A 17,455-nucleotide genomic window follows, 5' to 3' on the forward strand; every position below is an offset into this window, starting at 1 on the left:
CACTGCGCCGCGAGGCGAAATTTATTGGACCGTCGGGTTTCGGGCGGCGCCCCAGGTGGTGTGGCGGTCGAAGTCGAGCCGCGCGAGTCCACAGGCGCCTCGGAGTTCGTTACCGGCAACGAGTGCGTCGGAGAGGTACATGGCTCGGAACGAGGCTATGTAGTGTTCGCTGTCCAGCGTGCCGGGACTCTTCCGACGGGTTTCGATGGCGGACCTCGCCGCACGCAGGGAACCCGCCAGATTGTCGGCGGCCGGCATTGCCTCCGGCGGAAGGCTCGGTTCGAGCTCTCGGAGACCTTCCTCCGTTGTCCGCGCCCTCCGCAGATCCTCCGCGAGGGTTGCCTGCCACTCGGCGACGGTCGGCTTGTCCGAAGGTGCCTCGAGCGTCTGCCTGGTGGCGGGTGGCGGAAGGAAGCTCAGGGTCAATTGATCGGTCGTTGCGATCGATTTGGAGCCGCAAGTCAGAGTCGAGGGGCTGAGCATCTTTTGCGGGAATCGGTAGATGGCGTGCCGGTCGGGAATGGAGACGACGACGTCTGCCTCATCGCCGGCGATGGCGGCCGGCATGCCGTCGCCCTGGGCGCCCGCCTGAGTGTCGGTAAGCCGCAAAAAATGTGGGAACACCTTGGTGTCGTGCGACATGACCCCGGTCGTCGACCTCGATCGCCGATGCGCCGGGGATGTACATCAACTTCTTGGCTCGGCCGCCCTGGTCGAGCACCGCGATGCTCTGCTCGCCGACGCTGTCGAAGACGACCCAGGCATCCGTGCCAACGGTCTCCAGATCTCTGATGGAGAACTTCGATTCCGGATACAGATCGGCCTCGGGAAAGCGCATGGAGATCGTTGCTCGCTCCTTCGACACCCGGCCGACCTCGTCGCTCTCCTTGAGCCCACCCTCGTGCACGTACCAGATCGCACCGCTCGAATCCTGGCTGATTCTGGTCGGGCGCACCTTCTGGTCCAGGTGGTGCTCGACAGTCTGCCGCAAGACGACGGGCGCGAGTTTCTCGTCCGGCTGCAGGATCACGACGAGGGGAATCGCGACCACGCCCACGAGGAGGAGAGCGGAAAGGGTGGCGGCCACTGCCTGTGCGAGGCGTGACCTTTTCTCGAGCTTGCCTTGCGCCCATTTGGCGGAACCGATCACCGATGATCCGGTAAGCGTGCCGAGCAGGCCTATGAGGACGCCGACGCCGACCAGGCCCCGCGCGATCCATTGCAGCGAATCGGGCAGGCCGAGGTCGATGGGAAGGCTGGCCGCGGCGGCCAGGACGGCGAGCGCTCCCAATGCTGCGATCATGAACCGGCGGCTGATAGTCGCGAGCGGCAAGCGATCAAAGGCGGACTTGGACGCATTGACAAGAGCGGTTCCTGCTCTCCACCGCATATCTCGGATGCTACGTCCGGCGCCGTCGCACGAGGTCCGCCGACCGGCCGAAGCTGTGAGCCCTCCGACCGAGCGATTCCGTCAATGTGAGATCAGTTCGACCTGCGGCGGTCTGCGGGATCTCGGGGGAGCGGGTAGACAGTGAGCATGCGAGCTCTTCTGACTTCGTCCGGTGTGCGGAACGACAGCGTGCGGGCGGCGCTGGTTGATCTGTTGGGGAAGCCGATCGCGGAGTGCCACGCCTTGTTCGTCGTGTCGGGGATCTATCCGTTTCCGGGTGGGGCCGGGGCGGCCTGGCGGGCTGTTCACGGGGACGGGATGCACAGTCTCGGGTGGAAGTCGGTGGGGCTGCTCGAGTTGACCGCGTTGCCGCACATCGACGAGGAGGCCTGGTTGCCGGCCGTGCGGGAGGCCGACGCGCTGCTGGTGTGGGGTGGCGATCCGCTGTTTCTGGCCCGGTTCCTGCGGCAGTCGGCGGTGACCGAACATCTGCGGCCGGAGGCGGTCTATGTCGGGGTGAGTGCGGGGGCCATCGCGGCCACGTCGACGTTCGTCGAGACGTACGTGGAGCCGCCGCCCGCGAGTGATGGGGCGTTGAAGTCGGAGCCGGCGGTCTTCGCCACCCCGGACGGGGACGTCGACCGTCTCCTCGTCACCGGGCGGGGGGCCGGGCTGGTCGACTTCGCGATCATTCCGCACTTCGAGAATCCGCGGCATCCCGACGCGTCGGCGGTCAACGCCGAGAAGTGGGCCGCCCACATCCCGGCCCCGACGTATGCGCTCGATGACGAGTCCGCGGTGGTGGTGCGTGACGGCGACGTCAGGGTCGTCTCCGAGGGGCAGTGGAGGCTTTACGACGTGACGGCGGCCGACTGAAGGATCAGGCGGGTGGCGTCGTCGGAGGGGACCGGGCGGGAGTAGTAGTAGCCCTGCGCGCGTTCGCAGCCGAGCTCGCGCAGCAGGGCGACCTGCTCGGCGGTCTCCACGCCCTCGGCGATCGTGCCCAGGCGCAGGCCGGAGGCGAGGTCGATGATCGCCTTGACCATCGTGCGGGCGGCCGGGTCGGTGTCGCCGGGTGCGGGCATGAAGGACCGGTCGATCTTGATGTGGTCGATCGGCAGGTCGCGCAGGTAGGCCAGCGACGAGTAGCCGGTGCCGAAGTCGTCGACCGCCACCCGTACGCCCTGGGAGCGCAGCAGGCTCAGGTGGCCGATGGCCTGCTCGGTGACGGCCCCCGAGTCGACCAGGACGCCCTCGGTGATCTCCAGGATCAGGGCCGTCGGCGGCAGCCGGGAGTCGCGCAGCGCGTCGAGCACGGTGGCCCCGAAGTCGGGTTCGCGCAGCTGCCGGGGCGACACGTTGACCGACACGACCGTGCCGTGCTCGCGATGCCAGGCCGCCACCACCCGGCACGACTCGCGCAGCACCCAGGTGCCGATCGGCACGATCAGGCCGCTGTCCTCGGCGATCCCGATGAACTTGTCGGGCGGCACCATCCGCTCGCCGGGCGGCTGCCACCGGATCAGCGCCTCGACGCCGGTGATGCGCTCGTCGGCCAGCCGGATCAGCGGCTGGAAGTGCACGATCAGCTCGTCGCGGGCGATCGCGCGGCGCAGCCGTTCGGTGGTCCGGGCGGCCTCCAGGCGCTTCTCGCGCAGGCTGGGGTCGAACGAGACCAACTGGTCGCGCCCGGCCTCCTTGGCCGCGTGCAGGGCGAGATACGCGTCGCGGACCACGTCGGCCGGCAGCAGCCCGTCCTCGAGCTCGCGCAGCCCGATGCTGACCGGCGCGAACAGCTCGTTGTTCTGCACCGGCATCGGCCGCCGCATCGCCTCCAGCACCTGCTCGGCGGTGTCGCAGGCGTCGGCCACGGTGACCCCGTCGAGCAGCAGGGCGAACTCGTCGCTGTGCAGCTTGGCCACCAGCTGCCCCTGGATCTGGATGCGGAGCCGGGCCGCCACCTGCACCAGCATCTCGTCGCCGACGGTGTCGCCGAACCGGTCGTTCACCTCCTTGAAGGCGTCGAGGTCGAGCAGCAGCAGGGCGCCCGGGCGCTCGCGGGCCAGGGCGGTGGTGAGCCGGTCGTAGAGCACCGAGCGGCCGGGCAGGCCGGTCAGGGTGTCGTGCTGGGAGCGGAACCGCAGCTCCTGCCGCAGCTCGGCCTCCTTGTGCAGGGCGGCCTCGAGGTCGGTGGCGCGCCGGTCGGCGATCCGGTTGAGCTGGCGCATGCGCTGCACGACCAGGGCCGAGGTGAACGCGGTGGCCAGGCACGGGACGACGACGTCGACGCTGCTCAGCTCGTTGGTGATGCCCTCGTGCAGCAGGAACACCCCGGTCAGGACCGGGGTGGCCACCACCGTGCCGACGTAGATGCGGGTGGCGCCGGGCGTGCTCGCGGCGGCGGTCAGTGGCACCGTCCGGGCCATGGACGGGTGCAGGGCCGCGACGGCGAGCAGGCCGTTGCACAACACCCAGCCGACGATGCTCACCAGGGTCGGGAAGCCTTCGAGGCTGCCCACGGTCAGATAGGCGGTGTCGGCCACCAGGCGGGCCGCGCAGGAGGCGGCGACCAGCCGGTAGGAGAGCGCCCCGCGGTCGCTGAGCAGCAGCAGCCGGACGCCGAGACCCAGCAGCACCAGGTCGAGGAACGGCTCGACCAGCAGGTAGGCGTGCGTGCTGATGTTGCCGGTGTCGATCAGGGCCGGGTCGACGAACAGCATCCACCACACGACCGCCGTGCCGCAGGCGATGATCGCGCTCTCGGTCATGCCCGCGCGGAGGGCGCCCGGCCGGCCGTGGCCGGGCAGCAGCGCCACCCCGGCGCACAGGATCGGGTAGGTGATGCCGTAGATGACGTTGATGGCGGCGGCGTTGCTGGTGACCGACGAGGGCAGCACGGTCGACCAGATGACGTTGCCGAGCAGCGCCAGCCCGACCGACGTGAGGATCAGCCACCAGGGCCCGGCGAAGCGGGGCCGGTGCAGCCGCACCCCGGCCACGACGGCGGTCATGGCCAGGACCGCCCCGGCCAGCATGAGACCGGCCAGCTGGCCGAGGGTGGACACCGGCAGGGCCAGCACGACGAGCGTCACCGCGGCGGCCGATGCGGCCCACAGCCAGGCCCCGCGTGCCGACACCTTTCCCACGGTTTCAAAATCGCACAACGGACTTCCCGGCATACCCGGAATGTGAAGACAGGTGGTCTAGCGGGTGGGCGAGACGTAGACGCGGTCGCGCCCGGCGCGCTTGGCCGCGTACAGGGCGGCGTCGGCCCGGGCCAGCAGCACCTCGGCGGTCTCGGTGCCGTTCCACTGGGCGGCGCCGGCCGAGAACGTCTGACCGAGCGGGGTGACCGCCTGCAGCCGCTCGATGATGCGGTCGGCGTCGGCCAGCCGGGAGTGGTCGAAGATCGCCCCGAACTCCTCGCCGCCGTAGCGGGCCAGCAGGTCCTCGGGCCGCAGCTGGGCCCGCCAGGCCGCCGCGGCCGTGCTCAGCAGGGCGTCGCCGCCCTGGTGGCCGTGCTCGTCGTTGAACCGCTTGAAGTGGTCGAGGTCGAGGATGGCCACCACGACCGGGGTGCCGTGGCGCTGGGCCGACGCGATCCGGCGGTACAGCTCCAGATCCCAGGCCCGGCGGTTGGGCAGGGCGGTCAGCGCGTCGATGTGCGCGACCGCGTCGAGCTGGCGGGCCTTGTCCTGCACCTGCCCGACCAGATCGATCATTCGCAGGGTGACCAGGGCGAAAAGCAGGATGCATCCGATGCCGGCGGCGAGCCAGCCGACCTTGCCGTTCTGCAGCACCCCTTGGACGATGAGCAGCCCGGGGGCGGCCATGCAGGCCAGGTTGACCAGGAGCACCCGCCGCGGCGACACCTCGGCCACGGGACGAGCCTCGTGCCTGCCGAAGGTGTGCATCGACGGGTGGAAGGCGGCCGCGGCGATGAGGAAGGACGACAGCGATGACAGCGCCCGGACGTCTGTGGTGCCGACGGAGAAGATGGCCGGCAGCAGACTCGCCATGTGGGTGACCGCCTGAAACAGCAGCGACACGCTGATCTGCCAGAACGCCGCGTTGCGCAGGCCGCGCGAGGTGAAGAAGCGGACCAGGACGCTGAGCAGCAGCACATCGCCCAGCGGGAAGAGCGCGACCAGCGGCCCGCCCGGCAGGTCGGTGCTCACCCGCAACAACGGCGTGATCACCAGCAGCCAGCAGGCCAGCCCGAGCCCGACGCTGATCATCGCGGTGTCGAGCAGCCCGGCCCGGTCCTGCCGCCACGAGCCGCCCCGCACGATCAGCAGCAGCGCGATCGCCTCGAGGGGATACACCGTCATGAAGATCGAGAACGCGACGGTGGTCGCGCCGGACGTCCAGATGACGTAGCCGATGACGGTGACCAGGCCGGCCGCCGCCAGCATGAGCCACGGCCAGCGCGGTCGCGGCCGGTTCGCCAGCACGCCACCGAGGATCCCGACCGTGAACAGCACCGGCATCGAGAAGGACAGCAGGCCGCCGACGGGCCCGTTCGGATCGGTGAAGGCCTGGCCCGCGGCGAACACCACAGCCCCGCCGAGCCACAGCAGCCACAGCCGGATCGCCCTGGCATGCCGTACGGCGTCGAATTCGTCCCCCGGGTCCGAATCCACGTCGGCGGCGCGCATCGCCGCGACGTCGACCGGCTGTTCTCGGCCGGCGCGATTCAACAGGGATTGCGACACGCTCAACATCATCGCGAACGGTCCCGGCGGCCGGGGCCAGTCTCGCCGTTTCCCCTCAGATCCACCCGGCGTCGCGGGCGGCCCGGATCGCGCCGATCCGGTTGCGGGCCCCGGTCTTCGCGATGGCGTTGGACAGGTAGTTGCGCACCGTGGCGGGCGACAGCGACAGCAGCCGGCCGATCTCGCCGGTGGAATGGCCGTCGCCCGCGGCCCGCAACACGTCGGCCTCGCGGGCGGTGAGCGGGCTGGCCCCCGTCTCCAGGGCGGCGGTCACCAGCTCGGGATCGACCACCCGGCCCCCCGCGGCGACCCGGCGCAGGCCGTCGATCAGGGTCTCGACCGGGGCGTCCTTGACCACGAACCCGCGCACGTGGGCGCTCAGGGCGCGCAGCAGGTGGCCGGGCTGCCCCAGGCCGGTCAGGATGACGATCCGGCAGCCGGGCAGGCGGCGGTGCAGCTCCTCGGCCGCGTCGATCCCGCTGCGGCCGGGCAGGTCGATGTCGAGCAGCGCGACGTCGGGATGCACGTCGAGGGCGGTGGGCACGATCGCGTCGCCCCGGTCGACGTCCGCCACGACCTCGAGGTCAGGCTCCAGCGCGAGCAGCGCGACGAGCGCCTTCCGGATGATCGGCATGTCCTCGGCGACCAGGATCCGGACTACCGGGGTCGTGGCGTCAGTCATCGTTCTCCCTCAGCCGACCCGGGCCGGTTCCGGTGCCGCGTCCGGAGCGGGCCGGCGCAGCACGCGGAACGTCAGCGCCGCCAGCAAGGCGAACCCGCCCGCCCCGACCAGGCCGATCACGTGCACCGCGTCCGTGAACGCCACCCGCGCGACGTCCAGGAACGGTGTGCCCGCGGCGGCCGCGATCCCCTCCCGTACGGGGAAGGCTGTTGCGGGAAGGCCGTCACGGTAGACGGCGGTGGCCAGGCTGCCCAGCAGGGCGACCCCGACCGCGATGCCGAACTCGCCACCGGTCTCGTTGACCGACGCCACCGACCCCGCCCGTGCCGGCGGCACCGAACCGAGCATCAGCCCGAGCAGCAGCGTCATCGGCATCGACAACCCGAACGAGGCCACCGACACCCCCGTGACCAGCCAGCCGATCCCGTCCTGAGGGCCGGCCCCGGCGAGCAGCGACAGCCCGGCCGCGGCCAGCACCAGACCACCCCCGGCCACCCGTACGGTCGGGAACCGCTGGGCCAATGCGGGAGCCAGCAGCGAGCCGGCGACCATCGCGACGTTCTGCGGCACCAGCCACAGCCCGGTCTCGAGGGGAGTCAGCCCGCGCACCGACTGCAGGTACAGCGAGGACACCAGCACGACCCCGGCCATCACGATCCCGCCGCCGAGCATGGCCGCCAGCGACGTGGCGACCGTGCGGTTGCGGAACAGGCGCAGCTCCAGCAGCGGGTGGGGCAGGACGGCCTGACGCCGTACGAACGCGATCGCCAGCAGAACGCCGAGCGCGATCTCGGCCAGGGGCAGCAGCGACCAGCCGTCGTGGGCCAGGGTCTTGCCGCCGTGGATGATCGGCAGCACCGCCGCCAGCGACAGCGCCAGGCTGGGCAGGTCGGGCCGCGGGGCGGTGCGGTCGCGGAACTCGGGCAGCCAGGCCGGGCCCACGATCAGCAGCAACACCATGATCGGCGCGCCGAGCAGGAACGCCGAGCCCCACCAGAACGACTCCAGCAGCGCCCCGCCGACCAGCGGGCCCAGCATCGAGCCGCCCATGAAGCAGGCGAACCAGATGCCCAGCGCCCGGTTGAGCTGCCGCTGCTCGGTGAACATCGTGCGGATCAGCGCCATCGTCGACGGCATGATGGTGGCCCCGGCGACGCCCAGCACCGCGCGCGCTGCGATCAGCATCTCGGGCGTGGTGGCGTACGCGGCCAGCACTGATGCCACCCCGAACGCGCCCGCACCGATCAGCAGGAGCCGGCGCCGGCCGACCCGCTCGCCGACTGCGCCCATCGTGACCAGGAAGCCGGCCAGCAGGAACGAGTAGATGTCGAGGATCCAGAGCTGCTCGGTGCCGGTCGCGCCGAGGTCGGCACCGATCCGGGGCAGCGCCACATAGAGCACGCTGACGTCCAGCGACAGCAGCAGGGTGGGCAGGGCCAGAACCGCGAGCCCGCGCCAGGGCCGGGCCGTTGATTTCGTGTTCATGCCGAGAGCCTCGCAACGGGCGTGCGGACGCCGTAGATGCCATTGTCGCCGATGCGAAATGACGTTTGTCATCGCGGTGGCGTGAGCTCACGGTACGGCCACCGAGACGTGCAGACGGAATCTGCTGCCGGCGGTCGGGCCCGCCTGGAAGGTGCCGTCGAGGGCGGCGACCCGTTCGGCCAGGTTCGTCAGCCCAGCGCCGGGCGGGTCGCCGCCGGGGCGGGCGGCGTCGTTGACGATGTCCAGCGTGGCCACGCCGTCCTTCTCGAAGAGGCGGATCGAGCACGTACGGGCGTCGCCGTGCCGGATCACGTTGGTCACGCCTTCGCGCAGCACCGTGGCCAGCACCGTCTGGATCTCGGGCGGCAGCGGGGGCGGGTCGGCGGTGATGTCGGCCGCCGGCAGCATGGCCCGGGCGGCCCGCAGCTCGTCGTCGAGGTCGAGCTCCCGGTCGCCCGCGGTGACCAGGTCGATCTCGGCGCGGGCGGTGCGGGCGATCCCGGCGATCTCGGCCAGCTCCGCGTCCGCGGCCTCGGCGGGCAGGCGCCGGGCCAGCTGGGCCTTGAGCGAGATCGAGAACAGGCTGAGCCCGAGCAGGTCGTGCAGGTCGCGGGCGAACCGCATCCGTTCGGCGGCCACCGCGGCCCGAGCCAGGTCGGCGCGCAGCCGCACGAGGTCGCGGACCAGCCGCGCGTTCCAGGTCATGGCGTAGACGGCCAGCCCGATGACGATCGTGCCGGTGAAGAACGTGACCTGCTCGCCCAGGTGCGCCGGGCCCCGCGACAGCCGCCAGACGCCGTCGACCACCACGACGGCGGCGAAGGCGGCCCACCCGTACGCGCCCCGCAGCACCAGCAGGCACGAACCGGCGAGCTGCCCCCGGCCGCTCACCGCCCACCCGTCGACCACGACCATCGGCATCAGCACGACCGCCGCCTGCGCCACCAGGGCGAACCGGGCCGGGCGGACCCGGTCGGGGCGGCTCAGCCAGCCCGCCTGCAACCCGATGCAGGCGACCGAGCACGCGATGCCCAGCGCGGTCGCGACCGACCAGTCCCGCCGCTCCAGCAGGATGACGATCATGCCGGTCAGCCACAGCCCGAGCAGGCCGTAGAGCAGCCCGTCGGCGAACCAGACCCGCGGGGCGGTCAGCAGCGGGCCGGCGGGCGGGGGCTCGCGATAGGACTGGGCGAACTCGCGCATCCCGGCCAGCGCGGTGCGGGCGATCGTCACCAGCTCGGCCACCGCCGCGGGGCGTTGCCGGGCGCGGGCCTCGATCGTGCGCAGGCTGGTCGCGAGCCGGGCCTGCAACTCCCGGGCGAACCGCAGCCGCTCCTCGGCCACGGCCGCCTCGCCGAGCGCACGGCGGGTGCGGTGCAGGTCGGCCACGAGCAGGCCGAGCCGGGTGAAGCCGTACACGTGCAGCATGAAGACGACCATCGACAGCGGGTCGCTCCACCGCACCTCGCCCTGGACGTGCCAGGCGTAGGCCATCGTGCCGCAGCCCACCACGAGCAGCAGCGGAACCGACCAGCGGGGACGCAGCACCAGCAGGGCCGTCGCCGCGGTCAGGCTGGGCAGGGCGAGCCACGAGTAGCCGAAGTAGAGCACCGGCAGGCAGCACAACCCGGCCTGCAGGGCGAGCAGCCCGTACGCCCGGCGGGTGTGCAGCCGCTCCGAGGCGCGGCTGAACCACAACTGCACGGCGGCCAGCGCGCTCAGCAGCAGGACGGCGGCCACCAGCGCGGGCCGCCATTCGTGCCCCATCAGCACGTAGGCGCCCGCGCTGACACAGGTCGCGACGATGAGCGTGTCGACCACGACCCGGGCCGCGCGCGTCGACTCCACCCGCCCAGGCTGGCCCGCCCCACCCCGGGCGAACCAGACCCGATCGTGGATACCCACCGGTGGTCCCGGCCCGAGGCCCTGTTTCGCAGTGGGTGCGGGGCTGCGGCAGGGCCCAGATCCCGCCTGGCGGCGTCCCGGGGAAGCCAGGTTCCAACACCGGGAGCCAGGCTTCCCCGGGCCACCACCAGACGAAATCTGGACCCGGCCTCGCACCCACCCCCACTACGAAACAGGACCTAGCGCTATGACTATCCTGGCCCGATGAGTGGCGCGGCCACCAACGCCGGCATCGACTTCCAGGCCCGGGTGGGCGCCTTCGTGATGGCCGACGCCCTGGCCACCTTCGCCGGCAAGCGGTTGCCCTGGTCCGCGCACCGGGTCGAGTCGATCCACTTCGAGACCGGCGATGCCGTGGACGACCTGGTCGTGCGCACGTCCGGTCCCACGGCGTTGATCCAGGCCAAGCATTCCCTGAGCTTCTCGACCAAACCGGGCAGCGAGTTCTCCCGGACGGTCGAGCAGTTCGCCGAGCGCTTCCGCCAGGCGCCGGACGCGGACGAACTGTACGTGCTGGCCACCTCGCCGAAGGCCTCGCGCGCGGTGACCGTCACCCTGGCCAAGCTGACCCGGGCCGCCCGCCTCAACCGGTCCGGCCCGGCCGCCAACCCGCTGACTCAGGAGGAGACCCGGGTCTACCGGGGGCTCGCCGCGAAATGGGCCGACGTGGACGCGCTGCTGCGGCGGATCCACGTCGTCGTGTTCGACGTGCGGGCGCGCGGTGACCTGGAGATGGCCGCGACCAACGCCCTCGGCTCCGCGTCAGTGTGGTCGGCGCTGATCACCAAGGGTCTGGAACTGGCCTCGGAGCGGTTGTCGATCGACGCGGCCGCCTTGACCGACCTGGTCGGCTCGTCGAAGGCGCGAGAGCGCCTGCGAAGCCTGCCCTACCTCGACGAGGCCGTCGAACGGCCCGAGCTGATGGCACGTCTCCTGCGGGCGATGCGGGGCGGTACGGTCACCGCGATCACCGGCGTGCACGGCACCGGTGGCTTCGGCAAGACGACCCTGGTGCGGCAGCTCTGCGATCGGCCCGAGATCAGGCGTGAGTTCGACGCCGTCCTCTGGGTGACGCTGGGCGAGGCGGCCCGGGGCGCGGTGCTCGCCGCCCACCTCAACGACGTGGTCGAGCAGGTGACCGGCGAGCGGCCCGCCCTGACCGATCCGCAGCAGGCCGGCTTCCGGCTGGGCCGTGCCCTCGACCCCGGCCGCACCCTGCTCGTGATCGACGACGTCTGGCGCCCGGCCCAGCTGCGCCCGTTCCTCAGCGGCGGGGCCGGCTGCACCCGGGTCGTCACGACCCGCAGCCTCGACGTGGTCTCGCTGGCCTCGGCCGAGCTGCGCGTCGACCGGATGGAGCCGGCCGAGTCCGAGGCCGTCCTGGCCCGCGAGGTCAAAGGCGTTTCCCCGTACGCGTTGGCCGGGCTCAGCCGCATCACCGGGCGCTGGCCCGTGCTGCTGAACATCGCGAACCGGGCGTTGCGGCGCCGCATCCGCTTCGGGGCGGACCCCGGCCGGGCCGTTGAGGGCTTGATCTCCCAGCTCGAGGCGCGGGGGCCGGCGGCGCTCGACATCGCCAGCGCCTCCGCCCGGGAGGAGTCGGTCGCAGCCACCGTCGACGCCGGGTTGTCCCTGATCAGCGCCCGCGCCGCCGAGCGCTACCAGAGCCTGGCCGTGTTCGCCGAGGACGCGCGGATCCCGTTCTCGTTGCTGGCGGCTTTCTGGGCGACCGACCAGGCCGACGTGGCGGACACCTGCCTCGAACTGGCCGAGCTGTCGCTGGTCGGCGACCTGCGGCTGGACACCGGCACGATCCAGCTGCACGACGTGCTCCGGCAACATCTGCGCGGGCACGACCGGGAATGGCTGCGTCAGCTGAACGACCGGCTGGTGACGGCGGCCGCACCGGGTCCGTGGTGGACGCTCCCGGCCGGCCAGCACTACCTGCGCGACAATCTCATGCAGCACCTCTGCGCGGCCGGGCGCAACGCGGAGGGTCTGCGGGTCGTCACCGATCCGCGGTGGGCGCAGGAGCGCATCCTGCGCGACGGGGTGGCCGCGTACGAGGCGGATCTGGGGTGGTTCGGCGACCTGGCCACGGAGGCCCTGCGGAGCGTGGTGCAGCGCAACGGTCATCTGCTGGACCCGCTGGACCCGCCGGGGTCGGTCGGGGCTGTGCTGCTCAGCCGCACGCCGGTGGGCGTGCGCGTGCGAGAACCGCACCTGCGGGCTCGCACCCCGCTGCCCGACCTGCCCCACCCCGCCCTGCGGCGGGTGCTCCCGGGCCACCCCAACGGCGTCTCGGAGGTGGTCGCGGCCGGGGACGGAAGCTGGTTCGCGACGGTCGACGGCTTCGAGACCGTCTCCGTGTGGGACGCCCGCGACGGGCAACGCCTCTGGACCGTCGACGTCCGCAGCCACGGCGGCCCGTCGTTCGACACCGCGTTCAGTTCGGCCGACAGCCGCTGGCTGATCACCACTCAGCCCGGATGGCCCGGCGCGGGCATGATTCGCGTCTGGAACGCGCGGACGGGCCGGCCTGCCTGCACCATCCCCACCGCGCCGGTCCCCTCGGTGGCGGATTCGGAGCGGGTCGCCGTCGCGCCGTCCGGCAACCTGCTGGCCGTGGCAGTCGACGCGGACGACGGTGCGGTCAGGCTCTACGACCTCGTGACCGGAACGCTGCTGGCGGCGCTCAAGAGCGGCCAGACGAGGGCGATCGCCTTCGCACCGGACGGCCGGCTCCTGGCCACGGGCGACTGGCGGACCGAGAGCCACCCGTTCGGGGTGCACCTCTGGGATGTCGGCAAGGGCCGGCTGCTGCGGAGCCTCACCAAAGCACCGGGTGCGGTGCGCGACGTAGCCTTCTCGGAGGACTCCGAACTGGTGGCGGCCACTGACAATCGCGGTTCGTTGCAAGTGTGGCGGAGCCGAGACGGCGAGCAGATCTACTCCACCATCCTGAAGAGCACGTGGTCGCGAGTCGCCTTCGCCGCACGCGGCCACGTGATCACGTACTCCGACTCCGGTCCGGTCGAGGTGCACGACACGGCCGCCATTCGGAATCGCTACGTCCTGGCCCCCGACGTCGCCTCGCCCGCGATCGCCGTGCCCCGGACGGGTGAGTGGATCGCGGTGGCGGAGGCGGAGCCGGGTGGGCTCACCGCTGTACGGATCCTGAGCCGGTCCGGTCGGCTGATCGACGAGCTGCCGGGACACAGCCACGGCGTCCGGGCCATGGCGGCCACCCCGGCGGGATCGTTGCTGCTGACCGGCGACGGGTTCCCGGCCGGCGTCGTGAACGGTGACCGGGCCGTCCGTGTCTGGACCATGGAGGGCCGCGGTCGCCGGTCGGCGCGTCCTCAGCGCCGTTGCGTCGCAGTGTCACCGGACGGGCGGTTCGCGGCGCATCACGGGCAATCCGGCGTCTGGCTCGGTGCCGTCGAGGCGGACGAGCCGCTGGCCCTGGTGGCCAACGAGGACTATGTCGACTCGGCCTGCTTCGGCCCGGACGGATCCTGGCTCGTCGTGGCCGGAACCCGGGTGAAGGTGATCGATCTGGCCGACGGGGCGGTGCGGCTCCGCCTCCCGGCCACTGAGGCCAGGCCGACCTCGGTGGTCGCACTTCCGGACAACTCCTCGATCGTGACGTGCTCCCAACCGAGCTACGCCCGGGACGCCAACCGGCAACGTCAGTACGCCGCCCGCGTCTGGGACCTGACGACCGGGCAGCAGCGGTTCGAGCTCGCCGGCCACGACCTCGGCGTCCGGCACTGCGTTGCCGACCCGTCGGGCAACCTGCTGGTGACCACTGACGGCTCGATCGTTCGTGGCCGTGACACCGGCATCCACGTCTGGCAGCTGGCCGGCGGAACCCGGCGGCATCGGCTGTCCGGCCTGCGGGATGGCGTGGGCGCCGTCGTTTGCGGGCCGGACGGTGGCTGGCTCGCCGCGGGGGAGGCGCGAATGGAGGAGGACGACGATTGCCGGGCTGTCTTGTTCGACCTGACCCGCGGGACGCGGCTGGGCGTACTGGGCGGCCACAGGGGTGCGATCCCCGCGATCGCGGCGTCCTCCGACGGCCGCCACCTGGTTACCGGTGACACGGCTGGTGTCCTGCGCCTCTGGTCCCGGCACGACCTGCGGCTGCGGCACGAGCTCCGAGGACGCCAGGCGTCAATCACCGCGATCGTCGGCTCCCCTGACGATCGGTGGCTGGCTGTAGCCGACGACGGAGGCGGCGTAGGCGCCGTACGGATCGTCGACCCGCTGGCCGGGCAGGTTGTCACGGCCATGCGGGTCGACGGGCCACTGCGCGGTTGTGCCTGGTTTCCCGACGGCTCCGGGTTGAGCGCGTGGGGGCCGCAGGGCTTCTACACCTTCGATTGGCGCTGACTCTCCGCGAACTCGGCGAACGAGCGGGCCCGGCGTCCCAGCGCCCGCTCGACGCCGTCGGCCACGCTGCTGTTGCGGCCGTCCAGCACCTCGGTGAACAGGTAGGTCAGCAGCTCCACGAGCTCCGGGGGCAGACCCGCGCCGGTCAGTTCGGCCCGCCACGCCTCGACCGGCACCGCGACCGCCTTCGCGCCGAGCAGCTGCGCCGCCTGCTCGAACGTGAACAACTCGGAACCGGTCACCACGTACGTCTCGCCCTCGTGCCCGCCCTCGGCCAGCACCGTGGCCGCGACCTCGGCCACGTCCTCGACGTCCACGAACGGTTCCGGGGTGTCGATCTTGGGCAGGGCCAGCTCACCGGCCGCGACGGCGTCGACCAGGAAGCCCTCGTCGAAGTTCTGCGCGAAGAACGAGCAGCGCACGACCGTCGTGGCCGGGTGCACCGCCCGTACGGCCTGCTCGGCCTCCAGTGCCGTCTCCTCCCCGCGCCCGGAGAGCAGCACGAACCGTTCCACCCCGTGCTCCTGGGCGACCCGGGTGAAGCCGGCCAGCTTGGCCCCCGCGCCCGGCAGGGCCAGATCCGGCGCGTACGCGAGATAAGCCGCCCGCGCCCCGCCGATCACCGGCGCCCACGTGTCCGGCGCGTCCCAGTCGAACCCGTCCGCCCGGGTCACCCCGCGCGCGTCGATCCCTCGGTCCTTCAACATGGCCAGCACTCGTCGCCCCGTCTTGCCCGTCGCGGCTGTCACCAGCACGGGCCCCTGTGCGTTTGTCATGCCGTTCAGCCTGGACGGCGCCCGCGGGCCCAGCCAGCACTGAGTTCTGGGTATCCACGGCCCGATCTGGACAAGACTGGCCGGGCCTCGCCGCCGTACACTTCGGCCACCCGGCCGGAAGGAGCGCAGCGGTGGTCAGCGCGCGGGACAGAAACGTGGCGCTGGGGGAGTTCCTGCGCAGCCGGCGCGGCGCCTTCGACCCGGGGCTGCTGGCGATGCCGAGCTACGGCCGGCGCCGGGTGCCGGGCATCCGCCGCGAAGAGCTCGCCCTGCTGGCCGGGGTGAGCGTGTCCTACTACACGCGCATCGAGCAGGGCGCCGTCACCGCCTCGGCCAGTGTGCTGGAGGCGATCGCCACCGCGCTGCGGCTCGACCAGGAGGACCGCGCCCAGATGTATCGGTTGTCGCGGGCCGGGCGCGAGACCACCGAGCCCGAGCAGCTCGCCGACACCCTGCAGCTCGTGCTCCGGACCATCCAGGAGACGCCGGTCGGGGTGCTCGGCCGCTCGATGAGCCTGCTCGGCTGGAACCGGCTGGCCCACGCCGTGTTCGCCGACCACCTGCCGTTCGAGACGCCGTGGGCCGAGGACGGCTCGGCCAACTGGGCGCGACTGCTGTTCCTGGACGACAAGGTGCGTGGCCGGTTCGCCGAGTGGGCCGTACAGGCGCGCGACATCGTCGGCCGGCTCCGCACGTCGCAGGCCCGCCACCCCGGCGACCCGCAGATCGAGGCGCTCGTCGGCGAGTTGTCCACGGCCAGCCCCGAGTTCGGCGCGTTGTGGTCGGCTCACCCCGTACGGGAACGCTCGCTGGGCCTGGTCCGGCTGGCTCACCCTCGCCTCGGTGACCTGCTGCTTCGCGACACCGTGCTGCGGCCGGCGGAGGACGACGACCAGCTGCTGATCCTGTTCCACGCCGAGCCGGGCAGCTCCTCCGAGCGGAAGTTGTCAGAGTTGCGGCGTACCGTCGGGCTTGGTCTTTGAGAGGAGCTCAGTGGTGAGCACACCGAACGCGGGCACGGCGGGAACGATCGACGTCGGCGGGGACATCACGGTCAACCGCCTCGGCTACGGAGCCATGCGGGTCACCGGGGACGGCATCTGGGGCGACCCGAAGAGCCGCGACGACGCCAAGGCGGTGCTGCGGCGCGTGGTCGAGCTGGGCGTCAACTTCATCGACACGGCCGACTCGTACGGGCCGGATGTGAGCGAGACGCTGATCGCCGAGGCGTTGTATCCGTACGGGGAAGATCTGGTGGTCGCGACCAAGGGCGGGCTGACGCGACCCGGGCCGGGCCAGTGGGTGCCGGACGGGCGGCCGGAGCATCTGCGGTCGGCGCTCGAGGGCAGCCTGCGGCGGTTGCGGCTCGACCAGATCCCGCTCTACCAGTTCCACCGGGTCGACCCGAAGGTGCCGCTGGAGGAGTCGATCGGCGCGATCGCCGAGCTCAAGAACGAGGGCAAGATCCGCCACGTCGGCGTCTCGAACTTCGACGAGAACCAGCTGCGCGCGGCCCAGCGCATCACGCCGATCGTGTCGCTGCAGAACCGCTACAACGTGGACGACCGCAAGTCGGAATCGCTGGTCGACCTGTGCGAGCAGGAACAGATCGTCTTCCTGCCGTGGGCCCCGATCCAAAATCACGAGAGCAATACGGCCGTGCAGGAGGCCGCGACCAAGTACGGCGTGACGCCGCATCAGGTTGTGCTGGCCTGGCTGCTGGCTCGCTCGCCGCAGATCCTGCCGATCCCGGGCACCGGCTCGGCCACCCACCTGGAGGAGAACGTGGCGGCGGCCGGCCTGAAACTGACCCCGGCCGAGGTGGCGGCGATCAGCCGCTCCTGACGGCTGTCATCTCGCAGCGCGGGCTTCGGCTTTGTCGAGCCCGCGCCGCAGCATGTCCAGCGATGCGTCGCGCGGTCACCCCACAGCTCCCCAACCGCAGTACCCGCCCTCCCAGGGGGTCCCCCGCCACTCCCATTATCGCAGCTCCGAGCGATCTTCAGGTGCGCCCCTGTGGATAACCCGCCATTGTGGATAACCCGAATCGGGGTCGCCGGATCGGTTACCTTGGCCCGCATCGCACGCCGGAGCTCAGCGGCGGCGG

Annotated in this window: 12 protein-coding genes; 4 read left to right on the forward strand and 8 right to left on the reverse strand. The window is 71.8% G+C overall.

Annotation, left to right across the window (positions count from 1 at the left end; all coding sequences use genetic code 11):
* Nucleotides 1–21: 21 nt before the first annotated feature.
* Together JKJ07_RS25240 and JKJ07_RS25245 are read right to left on the reverse strand one after the other, a co-directional pair.
* Nucleotides 22–567 (reverse strand): hypothetical protein, encoded by a 546-nt coding sequence (locus tag JKJ07_RS25240; protein ID WP_202994240.1) that lies wholly within the window; start codon nucleotides 565–567, stop codon nucleotides 22–24.
* Nucleotides 542–1,390: a hypothetical protein gene (locus tag JKJ07_RS25245; protein ID WP_202994241.1), complete on the reverse strand. Its 849-nt coding sequence runs from the start codon at nucleotides 1,388–1,390 to the stop codon at nucleotides 542–544. Before JKJ07_RS25245 ends, JKJ07_RS25240 begins: the two co-directional genes overlap by 26 nt.
* Before the next feature lie 147 nt (nucleotides 1,391–1,537).
* Here JKJ07_RS25245 and JKJ07_RS25250 point away from each other — a divergent pair, with 147 nt between their 5' ends.
* Nucleotides 1,538–2,266, forward strand: a complete 729-nt coding sequence (locus JKJ07_RS25250; RefSeq protein ID WP_202994242.1) for a Type 1 glutamine amidotransferase-like domain-containing protein — start codon at nucleotides 1,538–1,540, stop codon at nucleotides 2,264–2,266.
* Here JKJ07_RS25250 and JKJ07_RS51835 read toward each other — a convergent pair.
* The 5 genes from JKJ07_RS51835 to JKJ07_RS51845 form a co-directional block, all read right to left on the reverse strand.
* On the reverse strand, nucleotides 2,242–4,527 hold the full coding sequence (locus JKJ07_RS51835; protein ID WP_202994243.1) for a putative bifunctional diguanylate cyclase/phosphodiesterase: 2,286 nt from the start codon (nucleotides 4,525–4,527) through the stop codon (nucleotides 2,242–2,244). The two genes, JKJ07_RS25250 and JKJ07_RS51835, sit on opposite strands and share 25 nt — an antisense overlap.
* A gap of 66 nt (nucleotides 4,528–4,593) precedes the next feature.
* A complete protein-coding gene (locus tag JKJ07_RS51840; RefSeq protein ID WP_202994244.1) occupies nucleotides 4,594–6,105 on the reverse strand; it encodes a GGDEF domain-containing protein in 1,512 nt (503 codons plus the stop codon).
* A gap of 55 nt (nucleotides 6,106–6,160) precedes the next feature.
* Nucleotides 6,161–6,787, reverse strand: coding sequence for a response regulator transcription factor (locus JKJ07_RS25265; protein ID WP_202994245.1), 627 nt, complete (start codon nucleotides 6,785–6,787; stop codon nucleotides 6,161–6,163).
* A 9-nt stretch (nucleotides 6,788–6,796) separates the two neighbouring features.
* Nucleotides 6,797–8,272 (reverse strand): MFS transporter, encoded by a 1,476-nt coding sequence (locus tag JKJ07_RS25270; protein ID WP_202994246.1) that lies wholly within the window; start codon nucleotides 8,270–8,272, stop codon nucleotides 6,797–6,799.
* Between the two features lie 87 nt (nucleotides 8,273–8,359).
* Nucleotides 8,360–10,120, reverse strand: a complete 1,761-nt coding sequence (locus tag JKJ07_RS51845; RefSeq protein ID WP_202994247.1) for a sensor histidine kinase — start codon at nucleotides 10,118–10,120, stop codon at nucleotides 8,360–8,362.
* Between the two features lie 261 nt (nucleotides 10,121–10,381).
* Between JKJ07_RS51845 and JKJ07_RS25280 the strand changes: the two genes are divergently transcribed.
* On the forward strand, nucleotides 10,382–14,572 hold the full coding sequence (locus tag JKJ07_RS25280; protein ID WP_202994248.1) for an NB-ARC domain-containing protein: 4,191 nt from the start codon (nucleotides 10,382–10,384) through the stop codon (nucleotides 14,570–14,572).
* On the opposite strand, the gene JKJ07_RS25285 is transcribed toward JKJ07_RS25280, so the two are convergent.
* Complete coding sequence (locus JKJ07_RS25285) at nucleotides 14,551–15,348, reverse strand: SDR family oxidoreductase (protein WP_202994249.1); 798 nt, start codon at nucleotides 15,346–15,348, stop codon at nucleotides 14,551–14,553. The two genes, JKJ07_RS25280 and JKJ07_RS25285, sit on opposite strands and share 22 nt — an antisense overlap.
* A 131-nt stretch (nucleotides 15,349–15,479) precedes the next feature.
* Between JKJ07_RS25285 and JKJ07_RS25290 the strand changes: the two genes are divergently transcribed.
* Nucleotides 15,480–16,331: a helix-turn-helix domain-containing protein gene (locus tag JKJ07_RS25290; protein ID WP_202994250.1), complete on the forward strand. Its 852-nt coding sequence runs from the start codon at nucleotides 15,480–15,482 to the stop codon at nucleotides 16,329–16,331.
* Nucleotides 16,332–16,341: 10 nt separating this feature from the next.
* Nucleotides 16,342–17,193, forward strand: coding sequence for an aldo/keto reductase (locus tag JKJ07_RS25295; protein ID WP_438871439.1), 852 nt, complete (start codon nucleotides 16,342–16,344; stop codon nucleotides 17,191–17,193).
* The last annotated feature ends 262 nt before the right edge of the window (nucleotides 17,194–17,455 follow it).

The sequence above is a fragment of the Paractinoplanes lichenicola genome (assembly GCF_016785085.1).
Lineage (GTDB): Bacteria > Actinomycetota > Actinomycetes > Mycobacteriales > Micromonosporaceae > Actinoplanes > Actinoplanes lichenicola.